The sequence below is a fragment of the Variovorax frigidus genome (assembly GCF_051216515.1).
Classification (GTDB): Bacteria; Pseudomonadota; Gammaproteobacteria; order Burkholderiales; family Burkholderiaceae_C; genus Variovorax.
In genome coordinates, this window is record NZ_JBPJZF010000011.1 from 1 (window position 1) to 25,988 (window position 25,988).

General features: G+C 63.8%; 30 protein-coding genes and 2 pseudogenes. 16 read left to right on the plus strand and 16 right to left on the minus strand.

The features are described from left to right. Positions 1 to 478 precede the first annotated feature (478 nt). Positions 479 to 766: pseudogene (locus tag ACSFBC_RS26745) on the minus strand (IS3 family transposase); the annotation flags it as partial. Positions 767 to 820: 54 nt separating this feature from the next. Between ACSFBC_RS26745 and ACSFBC_RS26750 the strand changes: the two are divergent. Both ACSFBC_RS26750 and ACSFBC_RS26755 read left to right on the plus strand, forming a co-directional pair. Further along, on the plus strand, positions 821 to 1,066 hold the full coding sequence (locus tag ACSFBC_RS26750) for a GNAT family N-acetyltransferase (protein ID WP_475544566.1): 246 nt from the start codon (positions 821 to 823) through the stop codon (positions 1,064 to 1,066). Between the two features lie 104 nt (positions 1,067 to 1,170). Continuing rightward, positions 1,171 to 1,392, plus strand: a complete 222-nt coding sequence (locus tag ACSFBC_RS26755; protein ID WP_435513365.1) for a hypothetical protein — start codon at positions 1,171 to 1,173, stop codon at positions 1,390 to 1,392. A gap of 324 nt (positions 1,393 to 1,716) precedes the next feature. On the opposite strand, the pseudogene ACSFBC_RS26760 reads toward ACSFBC_RS26755, so the two are convergent. After that, positions 1,717 to 1,893 (minus strand): annotated as a pseudogene (locus tag ACSFBC_RS26760) (DUF2845 domain-containing protein); the annotation flags it as partial. A gap of 351 nt (positions 1,894 to 2,244) precedes the next feature. Between ACSFBC_RS26760 and ACSFBC_RS26765 the strand changes: the two are divergent. Next, positions 2,245 to 2,421 carry a hypothetical protein gene (locus tag ACSFBC_RS26765; RefSeq protein WP_435513366.1) on the plus strand — a complete coding sequence of 59 codons (177 nt, stop codon included), beginning with the start codon at positions 2,245 to 2,247 and terminating at the stop codon, positions 2,419 to 2,421. Next, the gene (locus tag ACSFBC_RS26770) at positions 2,418 to 2,735 is read left to right on the plus strand and encodes a hypothetical protein (protein WP_435513367.1); all 318 of its coding nucleotides are present in this window, start codon (positions 2,418 to 2,420) and stop codon (positions 2,733 to 2,735) included. The genes ACSFBC_RS26765 and ACSFBC_RS26770 overlap by 4 nt, the downstream gene beginning before the upstream one ends. A gap of 111 nt (positions 2,736 to 2,846) precedes the next feature. On the opposite strand, the gene ACSFBC_RS26775 is transcribed toward ACSFBC_RS26770, so the two are convergent. Both ACSFBC_RS26775 and ACSFBC_RS26780 read right to left on the minus strand, forming a co-directional pair. Then, complete coding sequence (locus ACSFBC_RS26775) at positions 2,847 to 3,563, minus strand: hypothetical protein (RefSeq protein ID WP_435513368.1); 717 nt, start codon at positions 3,561 to 3,563, stop codon at positions 2,847 to 2,849. Continuing rightward, entirely contained in the window at positions 3,560 to 4,081 is a 522-nt protein-coding gene (locus tag ACSFBC_RS26780; protein WP_435513369.1) for a GNAT family N-acetyltransferase, read from the minus strand. The genes ACSFBC_RS26775 and ACSFBC_RS26780 overlap by 4 nt, the downstream gene beginning before the upstream one ends. Before the next feature lie 107 nt (positions 4,082 to 4,188). On the opposite strand from ACSFBC_RS26780, the gene ACSFBC_RS26785 reads away from it, so the two are divergent. Continuing rightward, positions 4,189 to 4,662 (plus strand): VOC family protein, encoded by a 474-nt coding sequence (locus ACSFBC_RS26785; protein WP_435513370.1) that lies wholly within the window; start codon positions 4,189 to 4,191, stop codon positions 4,660 to 4,662. A 730-nt stretch (positions 4,663 to 5,392) separates the two neighbouring features. On the opposite strand, the gene ACSFBC_RS26790 is transcribed toward ACSFBC_RS26785, so the two are convergent. The 4 genes from ACSFBC_RS26790 to ACSFBC_RS26805 form a co-directional block, all read right to left on the minus strand. Then, entirely contained in the window at positions 5,393 to 5,872 is a 480-nt protein-coding gene (locus tag ACSFBC_RS26790) for a L,D-transpeptidase family protein (protein ID WP_435513371.1), read from the minus strand. Between the two features lie 125 nt (positions 5,873 to 5,997). Next, the gene (locus ACSFBC_RS26795) at positions 5,998 to 6,405 is read right to left on the minus strand and encodes a GNAT family N-acetyltransferase (protein ID WP_435513372.1); all 408 of its coding nucleotides are present in this window, start codon (positions 6,403 to 6,405) and stop codon (positions 5,998 to 6,000) included. Between the two features lie 118 nt (positions 6,406 to 6,523). Then, positions 6,524 to 7,084 carry a shikimate kinase gene (locus tag ACSFBC_RS26800; protein WP_435513373.1) on the minus strand — a complete coding sequence of 187 codons (561 nt, stop codon included), beginning with the start codon at positions 7,082 to 7,084 and terminating at the stop codon, positions 6,524 to 6,526. Between the two features lie 452 nt (positions 7,085 to 7,536). Continuing rightward, positions 7,537 to 7,944: a GNAT family N-acetyltransferase gene (locus ACSFBC_RS26805; RefSeq protein WP_435513374.1), complete on the minus strand. Its 408-nt coding sequence runs from the start codon at positions 7,942 to 7,944 to the stop codon at positions 7,537 to 7,539. Positions 7,945 to 8,554: 610 nt separating this feature from the next. Here ACSFBC_RS26805 and msrB point away from each other — a divergent pair. The 3 genes from msrB to ACSFBC_RS26820 are packed head-to-tail and all read left to right on the plus strand — an operon-like array spanning position 8,555 to position 10,484. Next, complete coding sequence (gene msrB, locus ACSFBC_RS26810; RefSeq protein WP_435513375.1) at positions 8,555 to 9,001, plus strand: peptide-methionine (R)-S-oxide reductase MsrB; 447 nt, start codon at positions 8,555 to 8,557, stop codon at positions 8,999 to 9,001. Beyond that, complete coding sequence (gene msrA / locus ACSFBC_RS26815; protein ID WP_435513376.1) at positions 9,001 to 9,519, plus strand: peptide-methionine (S)-S-oxide reductase MsrA; 519 nt, start codon at positions 9,001 to 9,003, stop codon at positions 9,517 to 9,519. Before msrB ends, msrA begins: the two co-directional genes overlap by 1 nt. Then, positions 9,516 to 10,484, plus strand: coding sequence for a magnesium and cobalt transport protein CorA (locus tag ACSFBC_RS26820; RefSeq protein WP_435513377.1), 969 nt, complete (start codon positions 9,516 to 9,518; stop codon positions 10,482 to 10,484). Before msrA ends, ACSFBC_RS26820 begins: the two co-directional genes overlap by 4 nt. 120 nt (positions 10,485 to 10,604) lie before the next feature. Here the strand turns inward: ACSFBC_RS26820 and ACSFBC_RS26825 are convergent, their stop codons facing one another. Next, positions 10,605 to 10,874 (minus strand): SRPBCC domain-containing protein, encoded by a 270-nt coding sequence (locus ACSFBC_RS26825; RefSeq protein ID WP_435513378.1) that lies wholly within the window; start codon positions 10,872 to 10,874, stop codon positions 10,605 to 10,607. Positions 10,875 to 11,079: 205 nt separating this feature from the next. After that, positions 11,080 to 12,960: a glutamine--fructose-6-phosphate transaminase (isomerizing) gene (gene glmS, locus ACSFBC_RS26830; RefSeq protein ID WP_435513379.1), complete on the minus strand. Its 1,881-nt coding sequence runs from the start codon at positions 12,958 to 12,960 to the stop codon at positions 11,080 to 11,082. Positions 12,961 to 13,100: 140 nt separating this feature from the next. On the opposite strand from glmS, the gene ACSFBC_RS26835 reads away from it, so the two are divergent. Then, positions 13,101 to 13,598: an Lrp/AsnC family transcriptional regulator gene (locus tag ACSFBC_RS26835; protein ID WP_435513380.1), complete on the plus strand. Its 498-nt coding sequence runs from the start codon at positions 13,101 to 13,103 to the stop codon at positions 13,596 to 13,598. On the opposite strand, the gene glmU is transcribed toward ACSFBC_RS26835, so the two are convergent. After that, a complete protein-coding gene (gene glmU / locus ACSFBC_RS26840; RefSeq protein ID WP_435513381.1) occupies positions 13,595 to 15,007 on the minus strand; it encodes a bifunctional UDP-N-acetylglucosamine diphosphorylase/glucosamine-1-phosphate N-acetyltransferase GlmU in 1,413 nt (470 codons plus the stop codon). The two genes, ACSFBC_RS26835 and glmU, sit on opposite strands and share 4 nt — an antisense overlap. Positions 15,008 to 15,178: 171 nt before the next feature. Here glmU and ACSFBC_RS26845 point away from each other — a divergent pair, with 171 nt between their 5' ends. Further along, positions 15,179 to 16,111 carry a hypothetical protein gene (locus tag ACSFBC_RS26845; protein WP_435513382.1) on the plus strand — a complete coding sequence of 311 codons (933 nt, stop codon included), beginning with the start codon at positions 15,179 to 15,181 and terminating at the stop codon, positions 16,109 to 16,111. Positions 16,112 to 16,127: 16 nt separating this feature from the next. Here ACSFBC_RS26845 and ACSFBC_RS26850 read toward each other — a convergent pair whose 3' ends face one another. After that, on the minus strand, positions 16,128 to 17,411 hold the full coding sequence (locus ACSFBC_RS26850) for a hypothetical protein (RefSeq protein WP_435513383.1): 1,284 nt from the start codon (positions 17,409 to 17,411) through the stop codon (positions 16,128 to 16,130). A gap of 132 nt (positions 17,412 to 17,543) precedes the next feature. Further along, positions 17,544 to 18,317 carry a Crp/Fnr family transcriptional regulator gene (locus ACSFBC_RS26855; protein WP_435513384.1) on the minus strand — a complete coding sequence of 258 codons (774 nt, stop codon included), beginning with the start codon at positions 18,315 to 18,317 and terminating at the stop codon, positions 17,544 to 17,546. A gap of 87 nt (positions 18,318 to 18,404) precedes the next feature. On the opposite strand from ACSFBC_RS26855, the gene ACSFBC_RS26860 reads away from it, so the two are divergent. Then, a complete protein-coding gene (locus ACSFBC_RS26860) occupies positions 18,405 to 18,806 on the plus strand; it encodes a BLUF domain-containing protein (protein ID WP_435513385.1) in 402 nt (133 codons plus the stop codon). A 24-nt stretch (positions 18,807 to 18,830) separates the two neighbouring features. Here the strand turns inward: ACSFBC_RS26860 and ACSFBC_RS26865 are convergent, their stop codons facing one another. After that, complete coding sequence (locus ACSFBC_RS26865) at positions 18,831 to 19,151, minus strand: DUF2917 domain-containing protein (protein WP_435513386.1); 321 nt, start codon at positions 19,149 to 19,151, stop codon at positions 18,831 to 18,833. 127 nt (positions 19,152 to 19,278) lie between these two features. Between ACSFBC_RS26865 and ACSFBC_RS26870 the strand changes: the two genes are divergently transcribed. After that, complete coding sequence (locus ACSFBC_RS26870; protein WP_435513387.1) at positions 19,279 to 20,262, plus strand: LysR substrate-binding domain-containing protein; 984 nt, start codon at positions 19,279 to 19,281, stop codon at positions 20,260 to 20,262. Positions 20,263 to 20,384: 122 nt separating this feature from the next. Here ACSFBC_RS26870 and ACSFBC_RS26875 read toward each other — a convergent pair whose 3' ends face one another. Then, positions 20,385 to 21,014, minus strand: coding sequence for a 5-formyltetrahydrofolate cyclo-ligase (locus ACSFBC_RS26875; RefSeq protein WP_435513388.1), 630 nt, complete (start codon positions 21,012 to 21,014; stop codon positions 20,385 to 20,387). Positions 21,015 to 21,023: 9 nt separating this feature from the next. Between ACSFBC_RS26875 and ACSFBC_RS26880 the strand changes: the two genes are divergently transcribed. The 4 genes from ACSFBC_RS26880 (at position 21,024) to ACSFBC_RS26895 (ending at position 25,104) form a co-directional block, all read left to right on the plus strand. Beyond that, positions 21,024 to 23,021: a lytic transglycosylase domain-containing protein gene (locus ACSFBC_RS26880; protein ID WP_435513389.1), complete on the plus strand. Its 1,998-nt coding sequence runs from the start codon at positions 21,024 to 21,026 to the stop codon at positions 23,019 to 23,021. Positions 23,022 to 23,037: 16 nt separating this feature from the next. Next, entirely contained in the window at positions 23,038 to 23,682 is a 645-nt protein-coding gene (locus tag ACSFBC_RS26885) for a mechanosensitive ion channel domain-containing protein (protein ID WP_435513390.1), read from the plus strand. A gap of 91 nt (positions 23,683 to 23,773) precedes the next feature. Next, a complete protein-coding gene (locus ACSFBC_RS26890) occupies positions 23,774 to 24,331 on the plus strand; it encodes an MgtC/SapB family protein (protein WP_435513391.1) in 558 nt (185 codons plus the stop codon). Between the two features lie 83 nt (positions 24,332 to 24,414). Continuing rightward, a complete protein-coding gene (locus tag ACSFBC_RS26895) occupies positions 24,415 to 25,104 on the plus strand; it encodes a glutathione S-transferase family protein (protein WP_435513392.1) in 690 nt (229 codons plus the stop codon). Between the two features lie 69 nt (positions 25,105 to 25,173). On the opposite strand, the gene ACSFBC_RS26900 is transcribed toward ACSFBC_RS26895, so the two are convergent. Beyond that, a complete protein-coding gene (locus tag ACSFBC_RS26900; RefSeq protein WP_435513393.1) occupies positions 25,174 to 25,902 on the minus strand; it encodes an OmpW/AlkL family protein in 729 nt (242 codons plus the stop codon). Between the last annotated feature and the right edge of the window lie 86 nt (positions 25,903 to 25,988).

Sequence of the window (25,988 nt, forward strand, 5' to 3'; positions counted from 1 at the left end):
GAGGCAGGGGGTTCACGATCCGCACAGGGCCGATCAAGGGCCGGTACCTAAATAAGAATGGCTCGCATTATGGGCAGCCCCAGCACTTTCCGCAACATGACGCACCGGCACCGGCCCTTGTGAGCGGGCCGCGCCTCCGTCCTCGAAAGGCCGCGCCGCTTAAGCGTCGATCCGGGAAGGTGCAGTAGCGCCGATGGCTGCTTTGGAGGAATCTGTAGGACAGCTTTGGGCCCAAAGCGGCTGTACGCCTTGCTCCGAAGCGGACACCCAATACGCTCAGCCCAGCGACGTCAGCGCTTTGCCAAGGGCTTGCATGGAAGCCATCTCGAAGCTCCCTTCGTTCGAATCGGTTTCATGGAATGAGCCCGCCACCACGCGGACCAGCAGGCCATCGGGGCTGCACCAATCGAACTGCGCGTCAGCCTCGAACGACCTTCGGACACCCGGTAGACGGCGTCCTTGAATCGCCCCGGATTTCCTAGACACTTTTGAGCCGTTGGGAATGGCGTCGTTCGAACTCTACGGGCGAAGTATCTCCGGCAGTGCCGTGGCGCCGCTTTGGGTTGTAGAACATCTCGATGTAGTTGAAGACATCGGCCTTTGCGGCATCTCGCGTTGGATAGATCTGGCGGCGGATGCGTTCGCGCTTGAGCAACTGGAAGAAGCTCTCGGCCACCGCGCTGTCGTGGGAGTTGCCGCGACGGCTCATGCTGGAGATCAGCTTGTGGTCGCGTAGGAAGTCCTGCCAGTCATGCCCAGTGAACTGTCGGGTACACAGCAAGTCGGCCTTGCGTGGACCAAAGTTGGCGCCAGCGACTCCATGATCGTCCATATTTTCCAGATGTGGGCGCAACCGCAGCATCGCGGCAACGGTCACGCGCGTTCCCTTTTGGCCGAGTCGATTTCGTGGGCGCGTACCCTTGGTGCGGGCGCTGTATGTCTCAGCGCGACCGTTGCCGATTCTGCCGCATGGCGTCTCTATTCAGGTGTTGGCTTCGTCGCCATTGGTGCACCAGAAGCATTACGGGAGGGCTCGGCCTTGCAAGCATCAACCGATGCACCTTAACCTCGGCAACAGTGCCGTCTAACATCTCGTTCAAGGCGGACGGCTGGGCCGCCGCTTCACTCCGACGTTCGGAGCCTATTGCTCACCCACTATCAGGAAATAATATGAAAAATATTAAGGTGATCGCGCTTGTCATTTTTGCAGTGCTGGTTATTGCGTATTTTGGCTTGAAACTGGTCGTCAATGATCAGCAAAAAAGCAACGCGTTCTCATTCAGTGAAATCAAGAATGACGACAGCACGTACAACTACGTCAAAAAACAGTGCGAATCGGGAATTTTCGGAAAGGACAGCCAAAACTGCAAAAATCTTCGAAAGGCGAGGTAGTCCCGCGCTTCGTTTGCGCAGGATATTTCAAGTGGCTGTTAAGGGTTTGAGTTCCGGCGATCTGGCGGGCTCATGTCGTCTGATGTCTTAAACTTCAGTGTCTCTACGACGTGCACACGCCCATTGTCGCGGCCAGCTTCCGTTCAGGTCAAAGGTAAGCCCCTTTTGAGATCGAAAATCCGAGAACCAGAAAAATGAGACTTAAAATTTTCTTCACATTCATCTCCGAAATAGTGTTTAGGGAATCCTGGGGCCGTATTTAATAGATTCGAGCGTACCTCCTCTAAAAAGCAACATGGTTAGAAATTGACCAGATCCCGGCTTTTAAGTCCATTCCTCGACCTGATCACACTGCTCAACGTTGATTGTCACGCCGCCTCTTTGGTTCGGGCTGGGGTTTCCCAATAATCCGGTGTCAATTCGCTTGCAAAAACTATCCTTTGCCACAGGGCTTCCGCATTTCATCTGTATGGTTGATTTGCTGTCACCTTTCTGCGCAAAATCTCTTCCGCAATTTTAAAGTTTGTGCGGGCGTGTCCGCTACAGCAATCAAAGTTGCGAGAGAAGTTCATGAGCACCTTACGGACTGAAGATGTAATTGGCGAGAATCCTGTTACTTACACCAGGTAACGAGAAGATATAGGGGTTACTTCTGGCCTGCAAGCTACGGTCCCTAGGGTTAGCCACTACGACTGGGCCCGCCACACGCTGCGCGAAGCCGGCTTGAACCCCGACAACGGCTACCGGTACGGCGGCGCCTGGTTGCGCGTCGACGTGCCCCCTGCCGTGCTCGCGTTCCTGCGCGGGCTCCCCGACACCGACATGAGTCCCGCGTGGGTCTGAGGAGGCCCTATGGGCTACGGACCATTCACCAACGGCAAGCAGACGCCGATCACGCCCTGGAAGGGCTCGTGGGCCGAGCAAGAGCAGGCCCGCCGCGAGGGCACGCCATCGCCGACCCTCGTCCACACACTCAAGCCCGGGCTGGGCTGGCCCGTGGGGCGCGCCATTCGAGGAGAAATCCGATGACCACCCTTACCCCCGCCACCGACGACGTCGTCTACTTGGCCAAGGCCAAGATCGACGACGAACGCATCACCGCCCGAATCCTGATGGAGCGCGCGGTCGTACGCCACGCCGCCACCGCCCTGATCGCCGCCGGCTTCGAGGTGCGCCTGCACGACGGCGAGGACTATGCCACCGAGCGAACGAAAGACGTCAATCTCGTCATGCGCGAGCTCATGGCAACCGACGAGGAGCAACTGCGGGCCTACGCCCCAACCGGAGAGTTCCGGGGGGCCATTCAACTGATCTATCCAGCCGACTGTAGCCGGTCGCACTGACCTCGTAAGCGGGCTCAAACCGGGTCTAAAACTTCCTCCATAGCGGTCGTTCGCATTGCGCTCTTCAATGTTCCTTTGCTGTGCGACACAGCTATCCAAGCCCGAGTTGCTCTAGACCTCGCGATAATCTTGGATTTGAGAACGTGCGAGCTTCTGCGCCGCTGCAATATCTTCTACTGTGGCGGCGGCTGTGTCTGGTAGCCAGTTGAAAACATTCGGCCCTTGGAACAGCATGAGACCGTCAGCAAAACGACGAGCTTTTGTGAAGACCGCCCAACCAATGCGCAATTCACTGCCTCGACCTAGGACGTGCGCTCCGCTCTCGGACAGAGAAAAAGTGATCTCGTCGTTGTAGAACGGGCTTTTTTGGAATCTTCTGCGAAGAATCCAGATGCTTAGTGAGGGAGGCCAGCCCGCCAAGAGAACGCCCACCATAAATAGGCAGCCCAAAACTACCGCTAAGCCCATAGCCTTGTTGGCCAAGATGATCAGAGCCGGTACACAAGAGAGCCCTAACAGCCATCGAATCTTAAAAAGGGGGAGTATCCACCAGATTTGCCGCGTATAGCGTTGAAGAGACGCCCAGAGATGATGCACTGAAAATCGAAACCGGTACTCAATCGGCACTTGAGGTATCTCCTTCTTGGACTGCACGGCAGGGGAATTAATCCGAGTCGATGTGATGATTTGTACTTTTTGCGAGGTCGCCTGTCCAATGCCATCCGTTTTCACGGTCCCGCAGAAGCCCATGTCGATGGCGAACGTGGTCAGCCAGGCGCGTCGCCGGTTTTGCCGAATTCTGTCCTTCTTGCGCGGCTGGACGCTCATGTGCTGGCGGGCAGCACCTGCTGACAGGCTAGAGCCCATCGCTCCCCCTGCCCCGAAACTGTGTCTGCGCCCTGGACAAATCCAGCTTTCTGCAGGACGCGTCGCGAGGCGCCGTTGGCAGGATTGATGTAGGCAACGACGTCGACGCCAGCGGTAAGAAGTCCGGAGGCGATTGCTGTGACTGCCTCCGTGGCTATGCCACTTCCTTCGTGGCCGGTGCGCACAGCATAGATAAGCTCAAGCTCCTCGTCAGACGTCTTCGTCGTCGCCTTGCATTCGACATGGGCTACGAGATCCTCATCTGAAGCCCAAGTCACCGCCCAAGCACGCGCATGTGGGAGAGCCGCAGAACAACGGCGAACGAAGCCATCAAAAAGATGCTCACCTCTTGGCATACCAGGAAGCGAGCGGCTTAGGAAAGCTTCCATGGGGACATCTTCCATCCACGTCAAGAATGCGCCGCGAAGGGCGTGCTCGTACGGTCGAAGTATCAGTCGTTCCGTTCGAAGTATTTGCATTGGTTAATCGCTGGGAAGTTCTGCTTTTGGCCGAATCCTGCCACAGGATCGCCGGCGAGTTTGGGCCCGTAGCAGACGAACAGCCCGTTGCCGGTAGGATCGTCCGTATGAGCGAACATGCAAGTTTCCAGGTGCGCTGTGCCGACCACGTCGGCTTCGCGGTCGCTTCCCTCGATGAGGCGCTTCGGTTTTGGCTTGATGGGCTTGGGGCGCAACTCGTGCGCACGGGCGAGATGGGGGGCGAGTTTCTCGGCCAAGTGACGGGTGCGCATGGGGCGAAGGTACGCATCGCAATCGTGTCGCTGGCAAATCAGACGATCGAAATCCTGGAGTATCAGGGCGTAGACCGGCCGAGCGCACCGGCCAAGCCTTTCGACCCAGGCTTTGCGCATCTCGCGCTCGTAGTCGATGACATCGACGCGCTCTTGGCGCGGATCGCCACCTATGGCTGGAAGGCACAAGGCACGCCGCAGCCGATCGCGGGTGGTGCGCGGGCTGGAACGCGGGTGATCTACGTCGTTGGCCCTGATGGCGCGACCATCGAGTTCATGCAGCCGCCGAACGCTGTTCTCGAGCGCTGATCCTGCCGTCAAGTGGTAAGTCCGCTTCTGGCCGAATCCTGCCACAGGATCGCCGACGCGTTTGTACCCGAAGCGGACACCGCTGCACTAGCCCAGCAAGCGTACCCGCGCAGAATCAGAATCGAGGTTCCAGGCAAACAAGACCAAGTGCCAGAGGCCTGGACCTTTACGGGAGGGATCGATCAATCCGATTCCTCCAGCCGAAAGAACTTAATCGCGAACACGCCAGGAACGAGCCTTTTTTCCCTGGGCAACGACTTCTTGCCATGGCGCGATCGCATCTTGCAGGTCGATCTCGGCTTCCCTGCACGCTGCTACATCTCGCAGGTCCAAAGATCCGACTGGAAACTACCTCGACGCTTACAACCTTCAGCTCGGGAGCTCGTTCGTTACGGTGCGCCGTCATTGCTGCCTCTACGCCTTCTCTTGAAGAGCTAAGGTAAAGCGTAGGCTGCTCAGCAGTTGAGTATCGACCAGCCGCCCTCGATCCCCCTAGGGCTCCATCCAAGAACATAGGATCCACTGCCCGGTAGAAGACTCCGTTGACACAATGGAAGATACCGGACCCGGGAAGCACTAAAGGTGAGGTCATAGACTGCTCATCAAACGAGCCTTTGTTCAGCCGTCTGCTCGGGAAGCACCCCAGACCGGAGATCGGCGCTTGACCGATTCTAGCTACAGGTTCGAGGACATGTCCGCTTTTGGCCGGATGCCGTCCTATACATAAAGTTTAGTCTTCGACCGTCACCAGGCTTCCGATGCTGACGAGACCAAAGAGGTCGATTACGTCCGAGTTCGCCATGCGAATGCAGCCGTGAGAGCTGGGCACGCCGAGCGTATGCTCGTCGGCGGTGCCGTGGATGTAGATGTAGCGTCTCAGGGTATCCACGGAACCACCGCGATTCAGGCCGGTCACCAGCCCGTCCAGCCAGAGGATACGAGACAGAATCCAGTCACGCTTGGGCCATTTCTGTTGAAGCTCTTCCGAGAGAATTTCGCCTGTCGGCCTGCGCCCCACGAAAACGGTCTTGGAAGGGCAACCCTCACCAATTTTCAGGCGCACCCGGTGCAGTCCCTTAGGGGTTCGGAACGAATCGGCTTCGCATCCCACCCCATTCGCGGCGGTGGAAATTCGGTAGGCCCGCGCACCTTCACCATCATGTAGATGGAGCGTTTGATGCGAAACGCTGATTCGAATGTGGCTCGTCATCGGGGTGAAAAGGAGGCGGCGGCATACATTCCGGCCGTGCTCCGGGAAAACAGAGGCCGTAGCGACAGTCCGCTCCTGGCCGAATTCTGCCGCAGAGGTGAACGGCCGGTTCTGGCCGGCAGGCGTCAGTGCTCCGCGCCTGCGTACATCCACATTGGCTCCGTGCGGCCGGCTCGCTCAAAACCAAGTTGCTTGTAAAACTCGACGGCTAGGCCGTCTGCCGTGAGCATGAGTTGATGGAAGCCCCCGTATTTCGCCAGTAGTGCTTCCATCATTTTTCGGCCGATGCCGTGCCCATGCAGGCGAGGCAGCACAAGCATGTGTGGAAAGTACACAACCAAGTGTCCGTCAGAGATCGCGTTTCCGAGCCCCACAAGCTCGCCCGCGACACGCGCCGTCACCAGGGAATGAGACCCTCTCAACGCAGCCAAGAGCTGCACCGGCTTTTCTGCGGACGACCAACCATTGGCTTGATAGAGCCTGATGACTTCCTGTTCTTCAACGAGGTCATCGAGCGAGATTGTCACATCCACAGTTGGTCTCCTTGTGCACCTTGATGCAGCCACGCCCGGCAAATGTCTTGGACGTCCGGTACTGGCCGAATTCTGCCGCACAGGCGAACATCCGGTTCTGGCCGCATTCTGCCTCTTGCTATTGCGCCTGCTCAAGGTGCGAACGCCTGCGTACGAATCGTTCGATTTGCGACGCAATTTCGTCTAGAGACGCATCGCTTCGAAACCGGGCGCAGGGCAACGCCATGAACATTGGGAACCGCTCCCGTATCCGTCGCTCCTCGCTTGCTCGATTTCCAGGGAGGTAGGGCCTTGAGAGTTGTCGCCGCACGATGATTTCCACGCATGCTTCGAGCTCAAATGCGGGCAGCAGCAGCGCGGTCGATGCGTCGCCTTCGATGTAACGACGGAGCGCCGGATACTCGGCGTCAACGTCCTCGGGGTACGTCAGAAATCCAGACGAGAGGGCCAGAACCGTCGGGCCTACCAGTGAGCGCTTGACCGCGCGATACACAGCTATGTTCCGCTTCGCATAGCCGCGGTAGCCGGACGCCTCGATGGACGCGCCAATGCTGCCTTCGCGTGACATGAAGCGCTCGTCGAGGTCGACGAACTGCCAGCCGAGCCGCTGAGCCAAGAGCGGGCCCGCGGAAGTCTTGCCAGAGCCGCCAGGACCGACGAGGTGAACAATGGGTGTCACGGGTAAGAAGTCTGGCGTGGAGGTGGAAGTCCGCTTCTGGCCGAATTCTGACTTAACTCCCAAACATCGCAATGAGCGCGTATACACCCGTGAGAACCCAGCCCACGGCCCTCGCGTTGTCCACGTTCTCCTTGGCAATGGGGATCAGCACTGCTCGCCTCCATGCCCACATGTTGAAAGCGACGCTCAAGCAGACGCCGCTCACGGCAAGGGAATAGGACATGGCGCCGGCGGCCGCAACCATGGACCCAATGAGGACTAGAAACGTTCCCATGACGATGCCGCTGGATGTACTTGCTAGTACGTGCGATAGGCAGCCGCATTTTTCACACTTCGCAGGAAAGCCGCGGTCCGACCAGCGCTTAGCAAGGCCGGAGATGCTCAGTTCTTGGCAACGAGGGCAGGCATGTTTCATTGGTTGGCTGCGAGCGTCTGGTCTTGGTCGGCAGGCGTCAGTGCTCCGCGCCTGCGTACATCCACATTGGCTCCGTGCGGCCGGCTCGCTCAAAGCCAAGTTGCTTGTAAAACTCGACGGCTAGGCCGTCTGCCGTGAGCATGAGTTGATGGAAGCCTCCGTATTTCGCCAGTAGTGCTTCCATCATTTTTCGGCCGATGCCGTGCCCATGCAGGCGAGGCAGCACAAGCATGTGTGGAAAGTACACAACCAAGTGTCCGTCAGAGATCGCGTTTCCGAGCCCCACAAGCTCGCCCGCGACACGCGCCGTCACCAAGGAATGAGACCCTCTCAACGCAGCCAAGAGCTGCACCGGCTTTTCTGCGGACGACCAATCATTGGCTTGATAGAGCCTGATGACTTCCTGTTCTTCAACGAGGTCATCGAGCGAGATTGTCACATCCACAGTTGGTCTCCTTGTGCACCTTGATGCAGCCACGCCCGGCAAATGTCTTGGACGTCCGGTACTGGCCGAATTCTGCCGCACAGGCGAACATCCGGTTCTGGCCGCATTCTGCCTCTTGCTATTGCGCCTGCTCAAGGTGCGAACGCCTGCGTACGAATCGTTCGATTTGCGACGCAATTCCGTCTAGAGACGCATCGCTTCGAAACCGGGCGCAGGGCAACGGGAACGAGAGTCGTTCGGCAAGATCGCTGAGAAGTTCCTCGCGAACTTTGTCCAAGATCTCGACCAGGCATACGCGGTCTGCCGCCTGTGCGATCCAAAGGCGTGTGAAAGCTGCCCGGTCGACCGCGCGTTGGCGTGCGACAAGTCCCAGACCGTTTCCGGCACTCGCGCGGCTCGGTGATGTTTGGCAGCAGGAGATGCCAACGTCGGATCGGCCTCGCGCTTGATTCACGTAGGCTCGAAGGTCTGAATGGAGCGTTGCGAGCGCGCAGCGCCAGTCGTCAAGTTGCCAAGTCCCGGCCCATCGACCATCCGCTTGCCATTTTCCCGATGATCCCAATCTCTCGGACTCATGCCACCCAAGGCGCACCTTTACAGGAGAACTCGCATGCCCGACTACCGCAAGACATCTGAAGCCATTGCGTCTCTGACCCGAGAGCAATTTCTGGTGACGCAGGAAAGCGCGACCGAACGCGCCGGAACCGGCGAGTACCTGGGCAACAAGGAGCCGGGCATCTATGTCGACATCGTCTCAGGCGAGCCCTTGTTCGCATCGTCCGACAAATACGACTCGGGCTGCGGCTGGCCCAGCTTCACCAAGCCCATCGAGCCGGCCCACGTGAACGAACTGCGTGACACCGCGCACGGCATGGTGCGCACCGAGGTGCGATCGACGCACGGCGACAGCCACCTGGGCCATGTGTTCCCCGACGGCCCCGCGGACCGGGGGGGGCTGCGCTATTGCATCAACTCTGCATCCTTGCGCTTCATCCATCGCGACCAGATGGCCGCCGAGGGATACGGCGCCTATCTCGACCAAGTGGAGAACATCTGATGAATCACGAAAAAGCCATCCTGGCCGGCGGTTGTTTCTGGGGCATGCAGGACCTGATCCGCAAGCGGCCCGGCGTCATCTCGACGCGAGTGGGTTACACCGGCGGCGATGTGGCAAACGCGACCTATCGCAATCACGGCACGCACGCCGAGGGGATCGAGATCATCTTCGACCCGGCGGTGACGAGCTACCGGAACATCCTGGAATTCTTCTTCCAGATCCACGATCCAACGACGAAGAACCGACAGGGCAACGATCGTGGGCTCTCCTACCGGTCTGCCATCTACTACGTCGACGCGGCGCAGAAGCGCGTCGCCGAGGAAACGATCGCCGATGTGGACGCCTCCGGACTGTGGAATGGCAAGGTGGTCACCGAGGTGGAACCGGTCGGCGCTTTCTGGGAGGCCGAGCCGGAGCACCAGGACTACCTGGAGAAGCGGCCGGATGGCTACACCTGCCACTTCCCCCGTGCCGACTGGATTCTGCCGAAGCGCCAGGACGCTGGTGATCCACAGTGAGCGTCCTCGCCGCCTACTATTACAACGAAGGCAAGCGGGTCCGGGAGATCGCGCTCGACGAGCACGTCCAGCTGGACGCGGGCCGCTCGGGCTTCTGCTGGATCGCGCTGCAGGAGCCCAACGCCGACGAGCTACACGCGCTCAAAACGACCTACCGGCTGCATCCGTTGGCCGTCGACAACGCGATGCACCCGCTGTGCCCGCCCAAGCTCGAGGTCTACAACGATGAGCTGTACATCGTGACTCAGACCGCCGAGCTGATCGGCGACCAGATCAGCTACGGCAAGACGGCGATCTTCACCGGACACAACCATCTCATCAGCGTACGTCACGGCAACGCGGGTACGCTGGGCAACCTCCGCGAGCAACTCGAGGCGTCGACGGCGCTCACCGGAAAGGGCGTCGACTACGTGCTGCATGCGATCCTGCACCGCATTGTCGACCGGTACCTGCCCATCTTTGAAATGATCGAGGACGACGTCCTGGAGATGCAGAGACGGTCGCTGGACGACTTTCTTGGACGGAAAGAGGTCGCCCGGATCTTTGCACTGAGAGTCGAGCTCACCCGATTCCAGCGCACCCTCGGCGCCATGGGTGAACTGGTCAGAAAACTCGTCCGCGGGCACTACCCCTGCATCGGCGCCGAGGTGAGGCCGTATTTCAGCGATGTCGCCGACCACGTCGATCGTGTGCAGTCCATGGTTGACGGCCTGCTGCAGGTCCTGACGACGGTGTTCGAGTTCAGCAGCCTCCTGGAGGCGCAGAGGATGGGGGTGATCACCCGCCAGCTCGCGGCCGGGGCCGCGATCCTGGCCGTGCCGGCGACGATCGCTGGCATCTACGGCATGAACTTCAAGAACATGCCGGGGTTGAATACGGCGTATGGATACTGGGTAGTGATCGGGCTGATGGCAGTGTCTTGCCTCTTCCTGTTCGTTGGCTTCAAGAAGGCCAAGTGGCTTTGACGCGTCCACGTCCCGTCCAGCCCGAATTTGAATGAAAAGTGGTTGCAGCGCCCGCAGCCGCAGTCAGCAGTGCGGCGGCCGTTAGCGTGCTGCGTCGATTGCAGGTCCCGCTGTAAAGACTCATCGGTCACCATCCCTGGGATGCAGCGTCATGGCGAAGTCCGAAAGCTGATCGATGCATGTGTGCCATCCATCGAAGAAGCCCATCTCCTCCCGCCGATCTCTGGTGCCTTGGTCCGGGTGCGTCACTGTAACAACATAAGGTGTGTCGTCGCCTCCGTCCGCGATCGCGATCGTGGCCATGAAGGCAAGCCATGGAGTGTTGGGCCGCCACCCTGCGATCAGCATTGACGTGAAGACGATCCGTGATTGCGGCACGAGCTCAGGCATGCACGAACGGCGCAGGTGCGGCGGAGCAGTCGTTCAATCTGCCTCACAGAATGTCCGCAATCAGCCGGAAGGGGTCTACCGAGCGCGCTGGCGCCAACGAAGAAGCTTGTACTGTTGGTTCAGACTTTGATGCCGCGTCTCGGACTTCAATGCGCCGTCTCAGACATTGATGGCAAGGAACAGCCACCACACAAGCCCGCCCCGCTCACTCCACCGTCACGCTCTTCGCCAGATTGCGCGGCTTGTCGACGTCGGTGCCGCGGGCGCAGGCCGTGTGGTAGGCCAGCAGCTGCAGTGGCACGACGTGCAGCAGCGGGCTCAGCGCGCCGTAGTGCTCGGGCATGCGGATCACGTGGATGCCTTCGCTGCTCTCGATGCGGGCATCGCCGTCGGCCAGCACGTAGAGCACGCCGCCACGGGCGCGCACTTCCTGCAGGTTGCTCTTGAGCTTTTCCAGCAGTGCATCGTTCGGCGCCACCGCGACCACCGGCATCTCGCTGGTCACCAACGCCAGCGGGCCGTGCTTGAGCTCGCCGGCCGCGTAGGCCTCGGCGTGGATGTAGGTGACTTCCTTGAGCTTGAGCGCACCTTCGAGTGCGATCGGATAGTGCAGGCCGCGGCCCAGGAACAGCGCGTTCTCCTTGCGGGCGAAGTCCTCGGCCCAGCTGATGATCTGCGGCTCCAGCGCCAGCACCGACTGCAACGCGACCGGCAGGTGGCGCATCTCCTTCAGGTAGCGCGCCTCTTCAGCTTCGCTGAGCCGGCCCTTGGCCTGCGCCAGCGCCAGGGTCAGCAGGAACAGGCCGGCCAGCTGCGTCGTGAAGGCTTTGGTCGATGCCACGCCGATCTCGACGCCGGCGCGCGTGATGTAGGCCAGCTTGCACTCGCGCACCATGGCGCTGGTGGCGACGTTGCAGATGGTCAGCGTGTGCTCCATGCCCAGCGAACGCGCGTGCTTGAGCGCGGCGAGCGTGTCGGCCGTTTCGCCAGACTGCGTGATGGTCACGACCAGCGTCTTCGGATCGGGCACCGAATCGCGGTAGCGGTATTCGCTGGCGATCTCGACCTGGGTCGGGATCTTCGCGATGCTTTCGAGCCAGTACTTGGCCGCGCAGCCGCTGTAGTAGCTGGTGCCGCAGGCCAGGATCAGCACCTTGTCGATGGCCTGGAACACGCGGTGCGCGCTGGCGCCGGTGGCCCCGTCCTGGCCGACGCCGTCGAACAGCTCGGGCACGATGCCCTGCACGCCCTCGAGCGTGTCGCCGATGGCGCGCGGCTGCTCGAAGATTTCCTTCTGCATGTAGTGGCGGTAGGGGCCGAGTTCGGCCGCGCCGCTGTGGGCCAGCACTGTGCGCACGGTGCGGCTGACCGCCTTGTGATCGCGGTCGACGATCCAGTACTTGCCCGGCTGCAGGTCGACCACGTCGCCCTCTTCCAGATAGACGATCTGGTCGGTCACGCCGGCCAATGCCATGGCGTCGCTGGCCAGGAAATTCTCGGTGCCGTCGGCCCCCACGCCCAGGATCAGCGGCGAGCCGGCGCGCGCGCCGATCACCCGGTGCGGCTCGTCGCGGCAGATGGCCGCGATCGCATAGGCGCCATGCAGTTGCCGCACGGAAGCCTTGACCGCCTCGAACAGGTCCCCGTCGTAGTGGCTGTCGATCAGGTGCGCGATGACTTCGGTGTCGGTCTGGCTCGAGAACACATAGCCCTTGGCCTGCAGCGCGACACGCAGCACTTCATGGTTCTCGATGATGCCGTTGTGCACCAGCCCCACGCGGGGCGCCTTGGCGCTGTCCGCGGCTTCGCCGGGGCCGTAGCTGAAGTGCGGATGGGCGTTGTGCACCACCGGCGCGCCATGGGTGGCCCAGCGGGTGTGGGCAATGCCGGTCAGCCCTTCGACATGGTCATCGCGCACCTGGGTGACCAGGTCCGCGACGCGCGAGGTCGTGCGGGTCCGCGTCAGGTTGCCTGCATGAACGGCCACCCCGCAGGAGTCGTAACCACGGTATTCGAGCCGTTGAAGGCCCTGAACCAGGACCGGGACGATGTTGCGGTGGGAAGCTGCGCCGACGATGCCACACATGGGAGGGCCTTTGAATGGAGCTGGGAAGGACGCGATCGTAGGCTTGTGCGATATTTATTTGGCGTCAATATTTGATTGAAATTGAAATAAAATTGCCAAAAATCTTGACTAAGAAATTATATTTCTCAAACGCTGAAATCATGGAAGAAATATCCCTTGACCTCATCGACCTGAGGCTACTCGACGCGCTGCAGCACGATGCGCTGCAGACCAACCAGCAACTCGCGGGCAGCGTCCACATCTCGCCGCCCACCTGCATGCGCCGCGTCCAGCGCCTGCGTGCCGCCGGCATGATCGAGCGCCAGGTCGCCCTGCTCTCCGCCGATCGGCTCGCGCCGCTGCTGGGCCACGGCCTGCAGGCGCTGACCGAGATCTCGCTGGACCGCCAGGACGCCGCCTCGCTCGATGCCTTCGAGGCGCGCGCGGTCGCCGACGATGCGGTGCAGCAGTGCTGGCGCGTGTCGCCCGGACCGGACTTCATCCTGGTGGTGATCGCGCGCGACATGCCCGGCTACCAGGCGCTGGCGCAACGGCTGTTCAATGCCGACGCCAACGTGCGCAACGTCAAGGCCTTCTTCTCGGTCAAGCGCGCGAAGTTCGACCCGCGCCTGCCGCTCTTCCCGCAGGAGCAGGTTTAGCCCTTGTTCTTCTGCGGCCGCTGCCAGTTCGGAAAGCTGGTCTGCCGCCCGCGCGCCACGGTCAGCGCGCCGGGCTCGGTGCTCTTGCTGATGGTCGAGCCGCCGCCCACGGTGCCTCCCGCGCCGATGGTGACGGGCGCCACCAACACGCAATTGCTGCCGATGTGCACGTCGTCGCCGAGCACGGTGCGGTGCTTGTTCGCGCCGTCGTAGTTGGCGGTGATGCTGCCCGCGCCGTAGTTGACGCGCTCGCCCACCGTGGCGTCGCCCAGGTAGGCGAGGTGGTTGGCCTTGGCGCCGGCGGCCAGTGTCGAGTTCTTGACCTCGACGAAATTGCCGATGTGCACCTCGGCGCCCAGCTGTGCCCCGGGGCGCAGCCGCGCAAACGGGCCGACACGCGCATCGGGCCCGACAGTCACGCCGGCTTTCTCGCCGTCGATGTGGGTGAAGGGATGGATCACCGCGCCGGCCGCGATGCGGGCATTGGCGATCACGCAGTTGGCGCCGATGCGCACGCCATCGCCCAGCGACACCGCGCCTTCGAAGACGCAATTGACGTCGATCTCGACGTCGGCGCCGCAGGCGAGCGTGCCGCGCAGGTCGAAGCGCGCGGGGTCGCCGAGCCGCACGCCGGCGGTCATGAGCGCATCGGCCTGCCGCAACTGCAGCACGCGCTCCAGCGCCGCGAGCTGGGCCGGGCTGTTGATGCCGGCCACCTGCGCCGCGTCGTCGATGCGGTGCGCCACCACCGGCACGCCGTCGGCGGTCGCGAAGCCGACGATGTCGGTCAGGTAGTACTCGCCCTGGGCATTGCGGTTGTCCAGGCGCGCCAGCCAGGGCTTGAGCAGCCGCGCCGGCACGGCCATGATGCCGCTGTAGATCTCGCGCACGGCGCGTTGCGCATCGCTGGCGTCCTTCTGCTCGACGATGGCCTGCACCTGGCCCGAATCGGGTGCGCGAAGAATGCGTCCGTAGCCGGTGGGGTCGTCGAACTCGATGGTGAGCAGCGCCAGCCGTTCGCCCGCGCTGGCCGCGACCAATGCACGCAGCGTGTCTTCGCCGATCAGCGGCACATCGCCCGACAGCACCAGCACCGTGCCGTCGTCCGGCAGGAGCGGCACGGCTTGCAGCACGGCGTGCCCGGTGCCGAGTTGCGGCATCTGGCGCGCGAAGCGCGGGATCATGTCGGCGAACTCGGCCCCGATGGCCGCCTCGACCGCCTCGGCGCCATGGCCGGTGACGACCACGACATGGCGCGCACCGAGGTGCGCCGCGGTGTCGAGCACCCGCGCCACCAGGGCCCGGCCGCCCAGGCGGTGCAGCACCTTGGGGCGGGCACTCTTCATGCGGGTGCCCTTGCCGGCCGCCATCACCACGACATCGACGGGATCGCTCTTCTCTTTTGCCATCTGGATCATTGCTTGCTGGGTCTGTTGCGTCAAAGTTGGCAAGAATTATCGACGCGCCAGATTTCAAAGGCCTGAAACCGCAACATCTTGCACACTCAGGGGGATATGTATTCGTGGGTTCAGAAAAAAAGAGAACCTTTGTTTACAATCGCGACGCCACAACCGCACCTCATGAACATCTCTTTCTGCACGCTTTTCGAGGGCACCTACCATGTCGGGGTCGCCGCCTTGGCAAACTCCCTGATCGCATCCGGCTACAGCGGTTCGATGTGGGTGGGTTATCGGGGCGAGTTGCCGACGTGGGTCACGGGCGCTGCGAACTACAACGCCGAGACCGGCCATTTTCAAGTGACGCCGACACTCCGACTGTGCATGGTTGCGCTTCAAACCGACCAGCATTTCGCCTACTACAAGCCCACTTTCATGCGCGAGGTGTTTGAAAAGCATGACCCGCAGACAGATGCGGTGGCGTACCTCGACCCTGACATCGTCATGAAGTGCAAATGGCCCAGCTTCAGTCCCTGGATCACCCAGGATGGCATCTCGATGGTGGAGGATGTCAACTGGTCGTTGCCACCCCGGCATCCCAAGCGCTTGCAATGGAACGCTTTCTTTGCAACGCATCAGATCTTCCCGCGGTGCGAACTTGATCGCTACTACAACAGCGGCTTCGTGGCGCTGTCCCGCCACAACCTGGCGTTCCTGGAACTCTGGCAGCGGCTCTGCGCGCTGGTGGTGGACTACAACCAGGGTTTGAAACACATCAAGGCGGGCGGCGCAGACGCCTTGTTTCATTCGACCGACCAGGACGCGATGAATTTCGCGATCACCGTCTACGATGCGCCGCTCAACACCGCAGGACAGGAGGCCATGGATTTCGGCCCCGGTGGCTATCACCTGTCGCACGCGATCGGCACACCCAAACCGTGGGAGGCGCAGCACATCCGCAGCGCGCTCCTGGGTCGGCCGCCGTCCGTCGCCGCAAAGGTTTATTTTCAGTATGCCGACGGCCCCCTCAAGGCGCTTTCGGACGGCCGGCTGGCCCGCAAGCGGCTGGCCATACGCATCGCATCGGTCATCGGCCGGTTCTACTGCAGCCGCTGACGCAGGTCCGGCTCGCTCAGGTCACCTCGACTCGCCACTCGCGGGCTCGGACCACCAGCAGGCTGTACTGGAACAGGAAGCTGGCCGCGCTGCTCGTCACGGCGAAGCCCAGGACCGAGGGCAGATCGCTGATGCCCACCAACCAGAGATAGAGCGCCTGAGCAGCCAGCGTCGCGATGACACTCAGGCTCTGCCGCGCGGTCGCACCACGCACCGTCAGCGTATGAAAGGCGAAGCCTGCCGCACTGGCCAGGATCGATGAGAGGAACATCATCCACACGTAGGGCTGCATGCTGCGGTACTGCTCACCCAGCAGCAGGATCCAATACTGCGGCCACAGCAAGGACGTCATGAAGGTCAGCGTCATCGCCAGCAGATAGGCGCCATGGACGCGAGCCAGCACGGCGATGAACTGCGGCCCGGCCGTCGCGCGCGCAATGGCCGGGAACAGCAGGATCCCGGCCATCCGGTCGACCACCACCAATGCCATGGCGAGGCGGCCGAATGCGCCCACTTCGGCCAGCATGTTGGCGGTGCCGAACAACGACACGATGAACACCGTGATGACGCCCTGCACCTGATAGAAGATGGCGGGTATCACGAGCGGCTTGGCGATCTGGATGACCTGGGCATCGACGCGCCGCCCATCCGCCGCATCGAGCCTGTGCGCGGCAAGGCCATGCGCCTTGAACGCGCGCGCATAGAGCAGCAGGGCCACGAGACTGGCCGCACCGGCCGCAGCCATCAGGCCCGCGGTCGAGTAGACCGACATGGGCAGCATGAGGATCAAGACCACGAAGGCGATGCGCACGCCTTGCGCAACGAAGGCGATGCCGTTCAGCGTGGAGATATGGCCCAGGATCAGGATCACGGTGTTGGCGTAGTGCTCACGCAGTTGGAGCAGCACTGCGCCAAACGCGATCAGCGAGGCCAGCCAGTAGCCCGCGCCCGTCCAGCCATGCTCGCGCGAGGTGTAGTACCAGTAGGGAACGAGGATCGCGAGTCCGGCCGCCAGCAACAGCCAACGCTTGCGAAAGATGTGATGGCAGGCACCGACGACCCACGGCACATCGTTGCTGCGGCGTCCCACCACGGGCAGGCAGCAGTGCGCCAGCCCGAGGTCCGTCACGCCCATCATCAACGCCATGCAGGCCAGCAGAAAGGTGTAGGCCGCGTACTGCTCCTTCGGCAACACGTTCACGATGAGCAGGCCGGCGATGCCGCTCAGGATCACACCCAAGGACTCGACGCCGCCCACCATGAAGATCTGGCGCAGGCGCTGACGGGACAAAAGCTTCACGGGAAGATGGCTGGGAGAGGGAAGGATGAAAGGCTCGGTGCGGCTGCGAACGCCGTCCGGAAGGGTGCCCCGACGATACGCGATGCCGCGCCCGGCGGCACACGCGTGCTGCCGCCGGGCGTGACACAGGTCTCAAATGAGCGGCACGCGCCGCAGCGGCCGTTCGAAATAGTCGCCCAGCGTCTCCAGCGCGTGCGGCTCCAGGATGCGCAGCCAGCCTGCGTCGAGCTTGTGCAGCCCCAGGCGCTGCAGCCGTCGCAGCGTCTTGTTGGTGTGCACCAGCGACAGGCCCAGCGCGTCGGCGATGTGCTGCTGGTTGAAGGGAAACTCCACCCAGCCATCGCGCACCATGCCCAGGCGCTCGGCGCGTCGGTACAGATGCATCAGCAGCATCGCCACCCGCTCGCCCGCGTTGCGCCGGCCGGTGGTCACGAGGTTGTCGTCGATCATCTTTTCCTCGCGCGCCGCGAGCCAGGTGATGTCGTAGCCGAGCTTGGGCTGGGCATGGAACACGTCCCAAAGCCGGTCGCGCTCGAACACGCAGAAGCTCGCATCGCTGGCGGCCTCGACGCCGTGCGTCTGGCCTTCGGCGAACTCGTCCTGCAGCCCGATGAAATCGCCGGGCAGCAGAAAACTCAGGATCTGGCGACGGCCGTCGTTGAGCGTCTTGTAGCGGAAGGCCCAGCCGCTGTAGAGCGTGAACAGCTGCGGGCTGCGAATGTGCTCCTCGATCAGCGCCTGACCGGCCGCGAGTGTGCGCGTGCCGACGCGGAAATCCTCGATCGTGCGCAACTCTTCCGGCGAGGTCGGCAGGAAGGCCGGGTTGCCGTGCAGCGTGCAGCCGTCACAGGCTCGCGCACAGTGCTCCGGGGGCGGCGGGGTCGGTGCGTTGTCGTCAATTTTCACGCACCGACTATAGGCGCCTGGACTGTGTCTTTTGACATTTCATTGCGAACCAAGGCTCCCTAGACTCCGCACGCTTCGCGCGTCACCATGTCCATTCCAGCACTCCACGAACTCCTCTACTTCAGCGTCCTCGCTCCCAACCAGACGCCGACCGTCGTCGGCCAGATCGCGGCCCAGGCACGCAGGCGCAACACCGAGCGCGACATCACCGGCCTGCTGGTGTTCGACGGGATTCATTTTTGCCAGCACATCGAGGGACCGCGCGATGCGGTCCTGACGCTGCTGGAACGCCTGCAGCAGGATGCGCGGCACACCGACCTGCGGGTGGTCTACGAGAGTGCGCGCACCGAACGGCGCTACCGGCGCTTCGACCTGGGTTTTGCGCAGAGCGACGGCGCCGAGGACATGGCGAGCATCCAATCGCTCGACGGCGACGCCGCGTTGCAGCGCTTTCTGGCACTGCAGCCGGGCTTCGACGTCCACGGCTGAAGCCGCAGCGGCGGTCGGACGTCCTCAGGCGGCGTTGACGGCGTCCCAGCTGTAGGTGGCACCGAAGCCGTCCCACGCCTCCATCACCACGCGCTGGCCCGAAGCCACGCGGAGCGTCTCGCCGGGCGCCAGCACCAGATCCTCGGTGGCCTGCTGGACCGTCGCGTCGCGCGTGACCCAGATCCGGCCCTGGCGCACGCTCAGCACGCTGTCGCCCTGGGCCTTCAGGCTCAGGGCCTGGCCGGCGGCCAGCTGCCAGGCCCCACGGCGCACGGCGGGTGGCACGGCGGCCTGGGACGGCAAGGACAGGGAAGAGAGCGATGGCGAGGTGCAAACGGCGGACATGGTGGACTCCTGAGGGCGGTTACTCCAAGGCGCAGATTGCGCGCTTCGGGAATGAATCATCTGCCTCCCGGCATTGGCGGTCCAATGAAATGGAAGTACGCTACTGATTCCCAGACCGCATCAATCCATGCAGCACTCCCAGACCCATCTGCGCACCCGGCCGATCTCCGCCGGCCACCTCCGGGCGTTCGAGGCGGTGGCGCGCCACCTGAATTTCCGTGCCGCTGCCGAGGAAATGGCGCTCACGCAATCGGCTGTCAGCCGGCAGATCCAGGCGATGGAAGAAGAGGTCGGCGTGGCGCTGTTTCTGCGCCACACCCGGGCGGTCGAGCTGACCGGCGCGGGGGCGCAGCTGCTGCTGGCGGTGCAGCAGTCGCTGCCGCGCATCGACGGCGCGGTGCGGCAGATCCGCCAGAGCGCGGGGCGCAAGAGCGTGTCGCTCACCACCTTCGCGTCTTTCGCATCGATGTGGCTGATCCCGCGGCTCGAGGCCTTCCAGCGCGACAACCCGGAGATCGACATCCGCATCGACGCCAGCGACACGGCCGTCGACCTGGACGTGGCCGACGTCGACATGGCGCTGCGTTACGCGCCGCCCGAGAACATGCCGCGCGAGGCGATCCGGCTGTTCGGCGAGACCTTGACGCCCGTGGCCAGCCCCTGGCTCATCAAGAGCCGGCCGCCGATCAAGTCGCCCGCCGACCTGGCCGGCTTCACGCTGATCGAGGCCGGCGACGCCCATCGCTCGCATCTCGAATGGCTCACCTGGCGGCGCTGGTTCGAGGAAAACGGCCAGAGCCGTGCGCAACCCAAGCGCTGGCTCTACTTCAACTATGCCTATCAGATGGTGCAGGCCGCGCTGACCGGCCAGGGCGTGGTGCTGGCACGCAGTTCGCTGATCGCGGAAAGCCTGGCCAACGGCGACCTGGTGGAGGTGCTGCCCCAGCACCGGCTGGACTCCCCCATGGCCTACTGGCTCATGGTCGGCCCGCGCAACGCGCTGCGCCCCGAAATCACGGCCTTCTGCGACTGGCTGCAGCAACAGGCGGCCACCACCCGAGCCACCATCGGCGAAGTGCCCGATCCCGACACCGTCGATTACCTGGACTGAGCCCAGCGCATCAGGTTTTCAGGCCAGGAACGCAGAGGAACCGGCTTTGCCGGGCCGCCTGTGTCGCCCCCTGATGGGGAAGGCAAAGCGACACGCAGTGCGCGAAGCCCTCCGGGGGCGAGTCAACCGATCGGCCAGACCACGCCGTTGTCGTTCAGGATGGCGTCCAAAGGCACGTCGTGCGCCTCGGGCTCGAGGTTCTCCAGGAAGCCGTCGGTGAAACCCAGCCCCACCGTGAAGGGCCGCGGCTCCAGCGAGGCCAGCGTGCGGTCGTAGAAACCGCCGCCGTAGCCCAGCCGGTAGCCGCCGGCGCTGTAGCCCAGGCAGGGCACGAACAGCAGCGTCGGCACGATCAGCTCGGTGTCCTTGGGCTTGGGGATGTCGTAGGCATCGTTTTCCATCGGGCAGCCCGGATACCACGAGTGGAAGGTCAGCGTCTTGTGGGCACGGTTGACCACCGGCAGGCCGATGCGGCGCCGGTGCGGCTCGTCGATCAGTTCGCCGTCTTCCTTCCAGCGATGCAGCGCCGGCAGCGGGTCGAATTCGCCCTTGATCGGCCAGTAGGCGCCGATCACGGTGTCGGGCCGTCCGACCAGCCAGATGCGCATCACGCGCTGCAAAAGATCGGACCGTTGTAGGCGGTCCGGCATCGCCAGGCGTTGCTCGATCAGCGCGGCCCGCAGCTGCGCTTTGAAAAAAGCAGCCGTTTCCTTGCGGCCTTCTGCCGCGTTTCCATCGTGTGCCTTGTCCATAATCCCCCGATGCAAGTTCCTGGCATTCTGGCACCCCGGCGCCACCTCCTCGCCGCCGTCGCTCTCGCGACCGCAACCATCTTTCAACCCGCGTGCGCGCAAAACGCCAACGACGACGTGCTCGTCCAGATGAAACAGGCGTTCCAGCGCGGCGACAAGGCCCGCCTCGCAGGCCTGTTGCCGCAGGCCCGCGGCCATGCGCTCGAACCCTGGGCCGCCTACTGGGAGCTCAAGGCGCGCCTGGACGACGCCAGCCCGCAGGAGGTGCAGGATTTCCTCTCGCGCTATGCGGGCAGCTATCAGGAAGACCGGCTGCGCAACGACTGGCTGCTGCTGCTCGGCAAGCGCCGCGACTGGGACAGCTTCGCCCCGATGTACGCCGGCTTCCGCATGCGCGACGACGTGCAGGTGCGCTGCTATGCGGCGCTGGCCGACATGCAACGTACCGGCGGCGTCACCAAGGTCCAGGTCGAGGAGGTGCGCGAGGGCTGGCTGCGCCAGCGCGAGGCCGACGACGGCTGCCTGACCGCGGCCGGCCAGTTGCTGGCCGCGCGCCAGCTCCCGCCCGACACCGCCTGGAAAAAGGCGCGGCTGGCCATCGAGGCCAACCGCCCGCAGGCAGCGCGCGACGCCATCGGGCTGGTCGAGCCCGATGCGCTGCCGGTGTTCGCCCAGGTCAATGCCAGTGCGCCGAAGTTCCTGGCCGGCGCCGTGATGGCCGCCTCGAAGGCGCGCAAGGAGATGGTGGTGCTGGCGCTGATCAAGACCGCCATCGCCGATCCCGACGTGGCCGCCACCCAGCTCGAGGGCAAGTGGAGCCCGATGCTGAGCACCGAGGAACGCAACTGGGTCTGGGGCGCGATCGGCCGCCAGTCGGCCGGCAAACTGTCGTTGCAGGCCAATGCCTACTTCGCCAACGTGACGAAGAACAGCGACCTGTCGGACGACATGCTGGGCTGGAAAGTGCGCGCCGCCTTGCGCGCCGGCCAGTGGAAGGACGTGAATGCGTCGGTCACGGCCATGAGCGACTCCGCGCAGGCCGACCCCACCTGGGTCTACTGGCGCGCCCGCGCGCTCAACGCGATGGGCGGCGACGAGCGCAAGGCGCAGGCCCGTACGCTGCTCGAGACCATCGCCGGCACGCGCGGCTTCTACGAACTGCTGGCGCTCGAGGACCTGGGCCAGCGCGCCGTGGTGCCGACCAAGCCCGCCCCGCTGACCGCCGAGGAAAAACAGGCCGCGCGCAACAACCCCTCGCTGGCCCGCGGGCTCTACGCGATCGCGATCGGCCTGCGGCCCGAAGGGGTGCGCGAGTGGAACTACGCGACCAACCTGCACGACGCCGGCGGCCTGGGCGACCGCGAGCTGCTGGCCGCGGCCGACCTGGCCTGCCAGCGTGAGGTCTGGGACCGCTGCATCAACACCAGCGAGCGCACCAAGGGCGCGATCGACATCGACCAGCGCTTCCCCATGCCCTTCCACGACACGGTGCTGCGCAAGAGCCAGGACATCGGACTCGACCCGGCCTACGTCTACGGCCTGATCCGGCAGGAAAGCCGCTTCATCATGGACGCGCGCTCGGGCGTCGGCGCCTCGGGCCTGATGCAGGTGATGCCCGCCACCGCCAAGTGGACCGCCAACAAGATCGGCCTGACCGGCTTCACGCCCAACCAGATCAACGACCGCGAGACCAACATCACGATCGGCACGGCCTACCTCAAGCTGGCGCTCGACGACTTCGACGGCTCGATGGCGCTGGCCGCCGCCGCCTACAACGCGGGCCCGGGCCGGCCGCGCAACTGGCGCAACGGGCCGGTGCTCGATGCCGCGATATGGGCCGAAAACGTGCCCTTCGCGGAGACGCGCGACTACGTGAAGAAGGTGCTGGCCAACACCACCAACTACGCGGCCATCATCACCGGCCAGCCGCAATCGCTGAAGAGCCGGCTGGGGCGCGTGGGCCCGCGCAACGCCGCCGAGCCCGATCCGAGCAAGGACCTGCCCTGAACGCCGTGCAGCCGACATGAACCGATCGCTGCAGAGCCTGCGGGCCAGCCTGCCCGAGTGGATGCTCGAATGGCTGGAAATCATCGTCCCGGCGGTCCAGGTTGCGCTGATCCTGCTGGGCGCCTGGGTGTTCTACCGCATCGTCCGGCGCGTGATCCTGCGGGTCACGGCCGGGTATGCGCTGCCCGCCGAAGTGGCCGTGGCCTCGCGCCGGGTTGCGGGCTTCCTGATCTACGGCGGTGCCATCCTCTGGAGCCTGGGGCGCATCGGCGTCTCGGGCACGGTGCTCTGGACCGCTTTCACCGGCTTCGCGGCCGTCGGCGCGGTGGCTTTCTTCGCCGCCTGGAGCGTGCTGTCGAACATCTTCTGCGCGCTGCTGATCTTCACCACGCGCATGTTCCGCCTCGACGACATGGTGGAGGTGCTCGAGAACGGCGAGAAACCCGGCCTCAAAGGCCGCGTGCTCGACATCAACCTGGTCTACACCACGCTGGAGGAAAGCGGCAGCGCCGAGGCCGGCACCACGCTGAAGATTCCCAACAGCCTGTTCTTCCAGCGCTCGGTGCGACGCTGGCACGGGCACCTGCCCACGCTGCCGGCCCACGTCGGCATCACGGCGCATCACGAGACCCTGCCCCCGGCAACCGCCGCGCGCATCTGAGCGGCCGCCGCGGACAGGGCGCCAGCCTACAGGCCACGCCACCCCGTCGCGCGACACTCACGGGCTTCTCAACGGCCCGACACACACGACCATGGACTGGTGGAACGACATCACCCAGGTGATCGCCTCGGAGTTCTCCGATGTCCCCGACCTCGCGCAGTTCGTGCGCATCCTCGTGCGACTGCTGCTCGCGGCCGTGCTCGGCTTCATGCTGGGCTTCGAGCGCGAACAGCACGGCAAGGCGGCCGGCGTGCGCACCCACATGCTGGTGGCCATCGGCTCGGCGATGTTCGTGCTGATCCCGCAGCAGAGCGGCATCCTGCCGGCCGACATGAGCCGCGTGATCCAGGGCCTGGTGGCGGGCGTGGGCTTTCTCTGCGCCGGCACCATCCTCAAGTCCGGCCGCGGCGAGCAGCAGGTGCAGGGCCTGACCACCGCGGCCGGCCTCTGGCTGACCGCGGCCATCGGCATGGCCTGCGGACTGGGGCGTGAGGTGACGGCGGTGCTGAGCACGCTGCTGGCGCTGCTCGTGCTGGGCCTGGTGCCGCGTGTCGTGACCCTGCTCGGGCGGGTGCCCGGCTTCCGGCCCTCTACGGAGCTGTCGCAGCCCCTGATCTTGAAGGACCCCGGGCCACCACCGCCGCGCTGAACGCATCAGTGGCGGCTCGCTTGGGCATCAATCCAAAGCCGCGGCGACGCTAGCATCGTGTCTTTTGTCGCGGAAGAATCGCCATGCTCAAGCTCTACATCGGCAACAAGAACTACTCCTCGTGGTCCATGCGGCCCTGGGTGCTGATGACCCAGGCCGGCATTCCCTTCGAGGAGGTGATGGTCCGCTTCGGAAACGATCATTCCGAACCCGATTCGCAGTTCAAGAAGACCGTGCTGCCGCTCAACGCCGCGGGCACGGTGCCTTTCCTGGTCGACGGCGAGATCGTCGTGTCCGACACGCTGGCCATCGCCGAGTACCTGGCCGAATCCTTCCCCGACAAGACGCTGTGGCCTGCGGACAAGGCACGGCGCGCCGAGGCGCGCAGCGCCTGTGCCGAGATGCACGCCGGCTTCCGCGCCATCCGCAACCATTGCGGCATGAACATCGAGGCCGATCTCGCATCGCAGGGCAAGTTGCTGCTGCGCGACCGCGCCGATGTGCGCGGCGAACTGGCGCGGCTGGTCCAGTTGTGGGGCGGTCTGCTGGCCCGCCACGGCGGGCCGATGCTGTTCGGCGACTTCGGCATCGCCGACGCCTACTACGCGCCCATGGCCTCGCGCCTGAAGACCTACGCGCTGCCGGTGCCGCCTGCGGTCGCGGCCTATGTCGAGCGCGTGCACGCGCTGCCGGGCGTCAAGGCCTGGACCGACGCGGCACGCGAAGAGCACACCTTCGTGGTGGTCGACGAGCCCTACCGCCTGCGCGACTGAGCACCTGCAGCGCGCCATGAAAAACGCCGCGCATCGCGCGGCGTTTTTCATGTGTGACAGCAATGACGATCAGAAACGATAGGTGGCCGACAGGTAGGTCACGATCGGGTCCAGCTTCATGCGGGCCTCGCTGGTCGCGATGGTGGTCCCGCCCGCCGTGCGCGTGGTGAGCTTGGCGGTGGTCTTCAGCGGGATGTACGAGACCGAGAACGACAGCCCCCAGTGCTTGTCGAACTGCCAGGCCGCGCCGAGGTTGAACACCGGCGCGAAGGACTTGTCCAGCTTGGCCGTGGTGCTGGTGCTGCCCGGCGGGCGGCCCAGGCGACCGCCCAGCGCCCCTTGCAGGCCGGGCGTCAGGTTGACGTCGCTGTACCAGACATAGGTCGCACCCAACCCCAGGAAGGGGCGGAAGGCATCGTTGCCATTGCCGAAGTAGTACTTGGCCAGCAGGGTCGGGCTCCACTGCTTGGCTTCGCCGAGCTTGCCGATGGGCGCCAGCGAGCCTTCCCCTTGCAGATTGAATTTCGGCGGCACGCCGAACACGCCCTCGACAGCCCAGCGGCTGTCGATGAAGTAGACCGCACTCAGGCCCAGCGTGTTCGAGCTGTCCACACCGGACCCGGAGCCCGGCACCACCGCGTTGATCGGCGAGGTGAACGTGAGCGGTTTGCTCGAATCCTGCGGCGCGAAGTGCAGCCAGCCGGCGCCAAGCACCCAGTCGCCTGCGTTCTGCGCCAGGGCACTGCCCGATCCCAGAACGGCCAGGGCCGCGAACGCATACATTGTTTTCTTTTTCATATGACGAATAGCCTCCGTGAATTACCACCGGCGCACCGCGGAAAATCCGCTGACCGGCCTCGGCAGCTTAACGAACGATCGTGCTT

Excerpts from the sequence above, each read along its gene's own strand:
- ACSFBC_RS26750 (WP_475544566.1), top strand. The coding sequence starts at position 821 with ATGATCGTCCATATTTTCCAGATGTGGGCGCAACCGCAGCATCGCGGC.
- ACSFBC_RS26895 (WP_435513392.1), top strand. The coding sequence starts at position 24,415 with ATGCTCAAGCTCTACATCGGCAACAAGAACTACTCCTCGTGGTCCATG.
- glmU (WP_435513381.1), bottom strand. The coding sequence starts at position 15,007 with ATGGCAAAAGAGAAGAGCGATCCCGTCGATGTCGTGGTGATGGCGGCC.
- ACSFBC_RS26845 (WP_435513382.1), top strand. The coding sequence starts at position 15,179 with ATGAACATCTCTTTCTGCACGCTTTTCGAGGGCACCTACCATGTCGGG.
- ACSFBC_RS26890 (WP_435513391.1), top strand. The coding sequence starts at position 23,774 with ATGGACTGGTGGAACGACATCACCCAGGTGATCGCCTCGGAGTTCTCC.
- ACSFBC_RS26885 (WP_435513390.1), top strand. The coding sequence starts at position 23,038 with ATGAACCGATCGCTGCAGAGCCTGCGGGCCAGCCTGCCCGAGTGGATG.
- ACSFBC_RS26870 (WP_435513387.1), top strand. The coding sequence starts at position 19,279 with ATGCAGCACTCCCAGACCCATCTGCGCACCCGGCCGATCTCCGCCGGC.
- ACSFBC_RS26765 (WP_435513366.1), top strand. The coding sequence starts at position 2,245 with ATGGGCTACGGACCATTCACCAACGGCAAGCAGACGCCGATCACGCCC.
- ACSFBC_RS26770 (WP_435513367.1), top strand. The coding sequence starts at position 2,418 with ATGACCACCCTTACCCCCGCCACCGACGACGTCGTCTACTTGGCCAAG.
- ACSFBC_RS26860 (WP_435513385.1), top strand. The coding sequence starts at position 18,405 with ATGTCCATTCCAGCACTCCACGAACTCCTCTACTTCAGCGTCCTCGCT.
- glmS (WP_435513379.1), bottom strand. The coding sequence starts at position 12,960 with ATGTGTGGCATCGTCGGCGCAGCTTCCCACCGCAACATCGTCCCGGTC.
- ACSFBC_RS26900 (WP_435513393.1), bottom strand. The coding sequence starts at position 25,902 with ATGAAAAAGAAAACAATGTATGCGTTCGCGGCCCTGGCCGTTCTGGGA.
- ACSFBC_RS26835 (WP_435513380.1), top strand. The coding sequence starts at position 13,101 with ATGGAAGAAATATCCCTTGACCTCATCGACCTGAGGCTACTCGACGCG.
- ACSFBC_RS26875 (WP_435513388.1), bottom strand. The coding sequence starts at position 21,014 with ATGGACAAGGCACACGATGGAAACGCGGCAGAAGGCCGCAAGGAAACG.
- msrA (WP_435513376.1), top strand. The coding sequence starts at position 9,001 with ATGAATCACGAAAAAGCCATCCTGGCCGGCGGTTGTTTCTGGGGCATG.
- msrB (WP_435513375.1), top strand. The coding sequence starts at position 8,555 with ATGCCCGACTACCGCAAGACATCTGAAGCCATTGCGTCTCTGACCCGA.
- ACSFBC_RS26790 (WP_435513371.1), bottom strand. The coding sequence starts at position 5,872 with ATGACGAGCCACATTCGAATCAGCGTTTCGCATCAAACGCTCCATCTA.
- ACSFBC_RS26825 (WP_435513378.1), bottom strand. The coding sequence starts at position 10,874 with ATGCCTGAGCTCGTGCCGCAATCACGGATCGTCTTCACGTCAATGCTG.
- ACSFBC_RS26780 (WP_435513369.1), bottom strand. The coding sequence starts at position 4,081 with ATGCAAATACTTCGAACGGAACGACTGATACTTCGACCGTACGAGCAC.
- ACSFBC_RS26755 (WP_435513365.1), top strand. The coding sequence starts at position 1,171 with ATGAAAAATATTAAGGTGATCGCGCTTGTCATTTTTGCAGTGCTGGTT.
- ACSFBC_RS26785 (WP_435513370.1), top strand. The coding sequence starts at position 4,189 with ATGAGCGAACATGCAAGTTTCCAGGTGCGCTGTGCCGACCACGTCGGC.
- ACSFBC_RS26775 (WP_435513368.1), bottom strand. The coding sequence starts at position 3,563 with ATGAGCGTCCAGCCGCGCAAGAAGGACAGAATTCGGCAAAACCGGCGA.
- ACSFBC_RS26865 (WP_435513386.1), bottom strand. The coding sequence starts at position 19,151 with ATGTCCGCCGTTTGCACCTCGCCATCGCTCTCTTCCCTGTCCTTGCCG.
- ACSFBC_RS26880 (WP_435513389.1), top strand. The coding sequence starts at position 21,024 with ATGCAAGTTCCTGGCATTCTGGCACCCCGGCGCCACCTCCTCGCCGCC.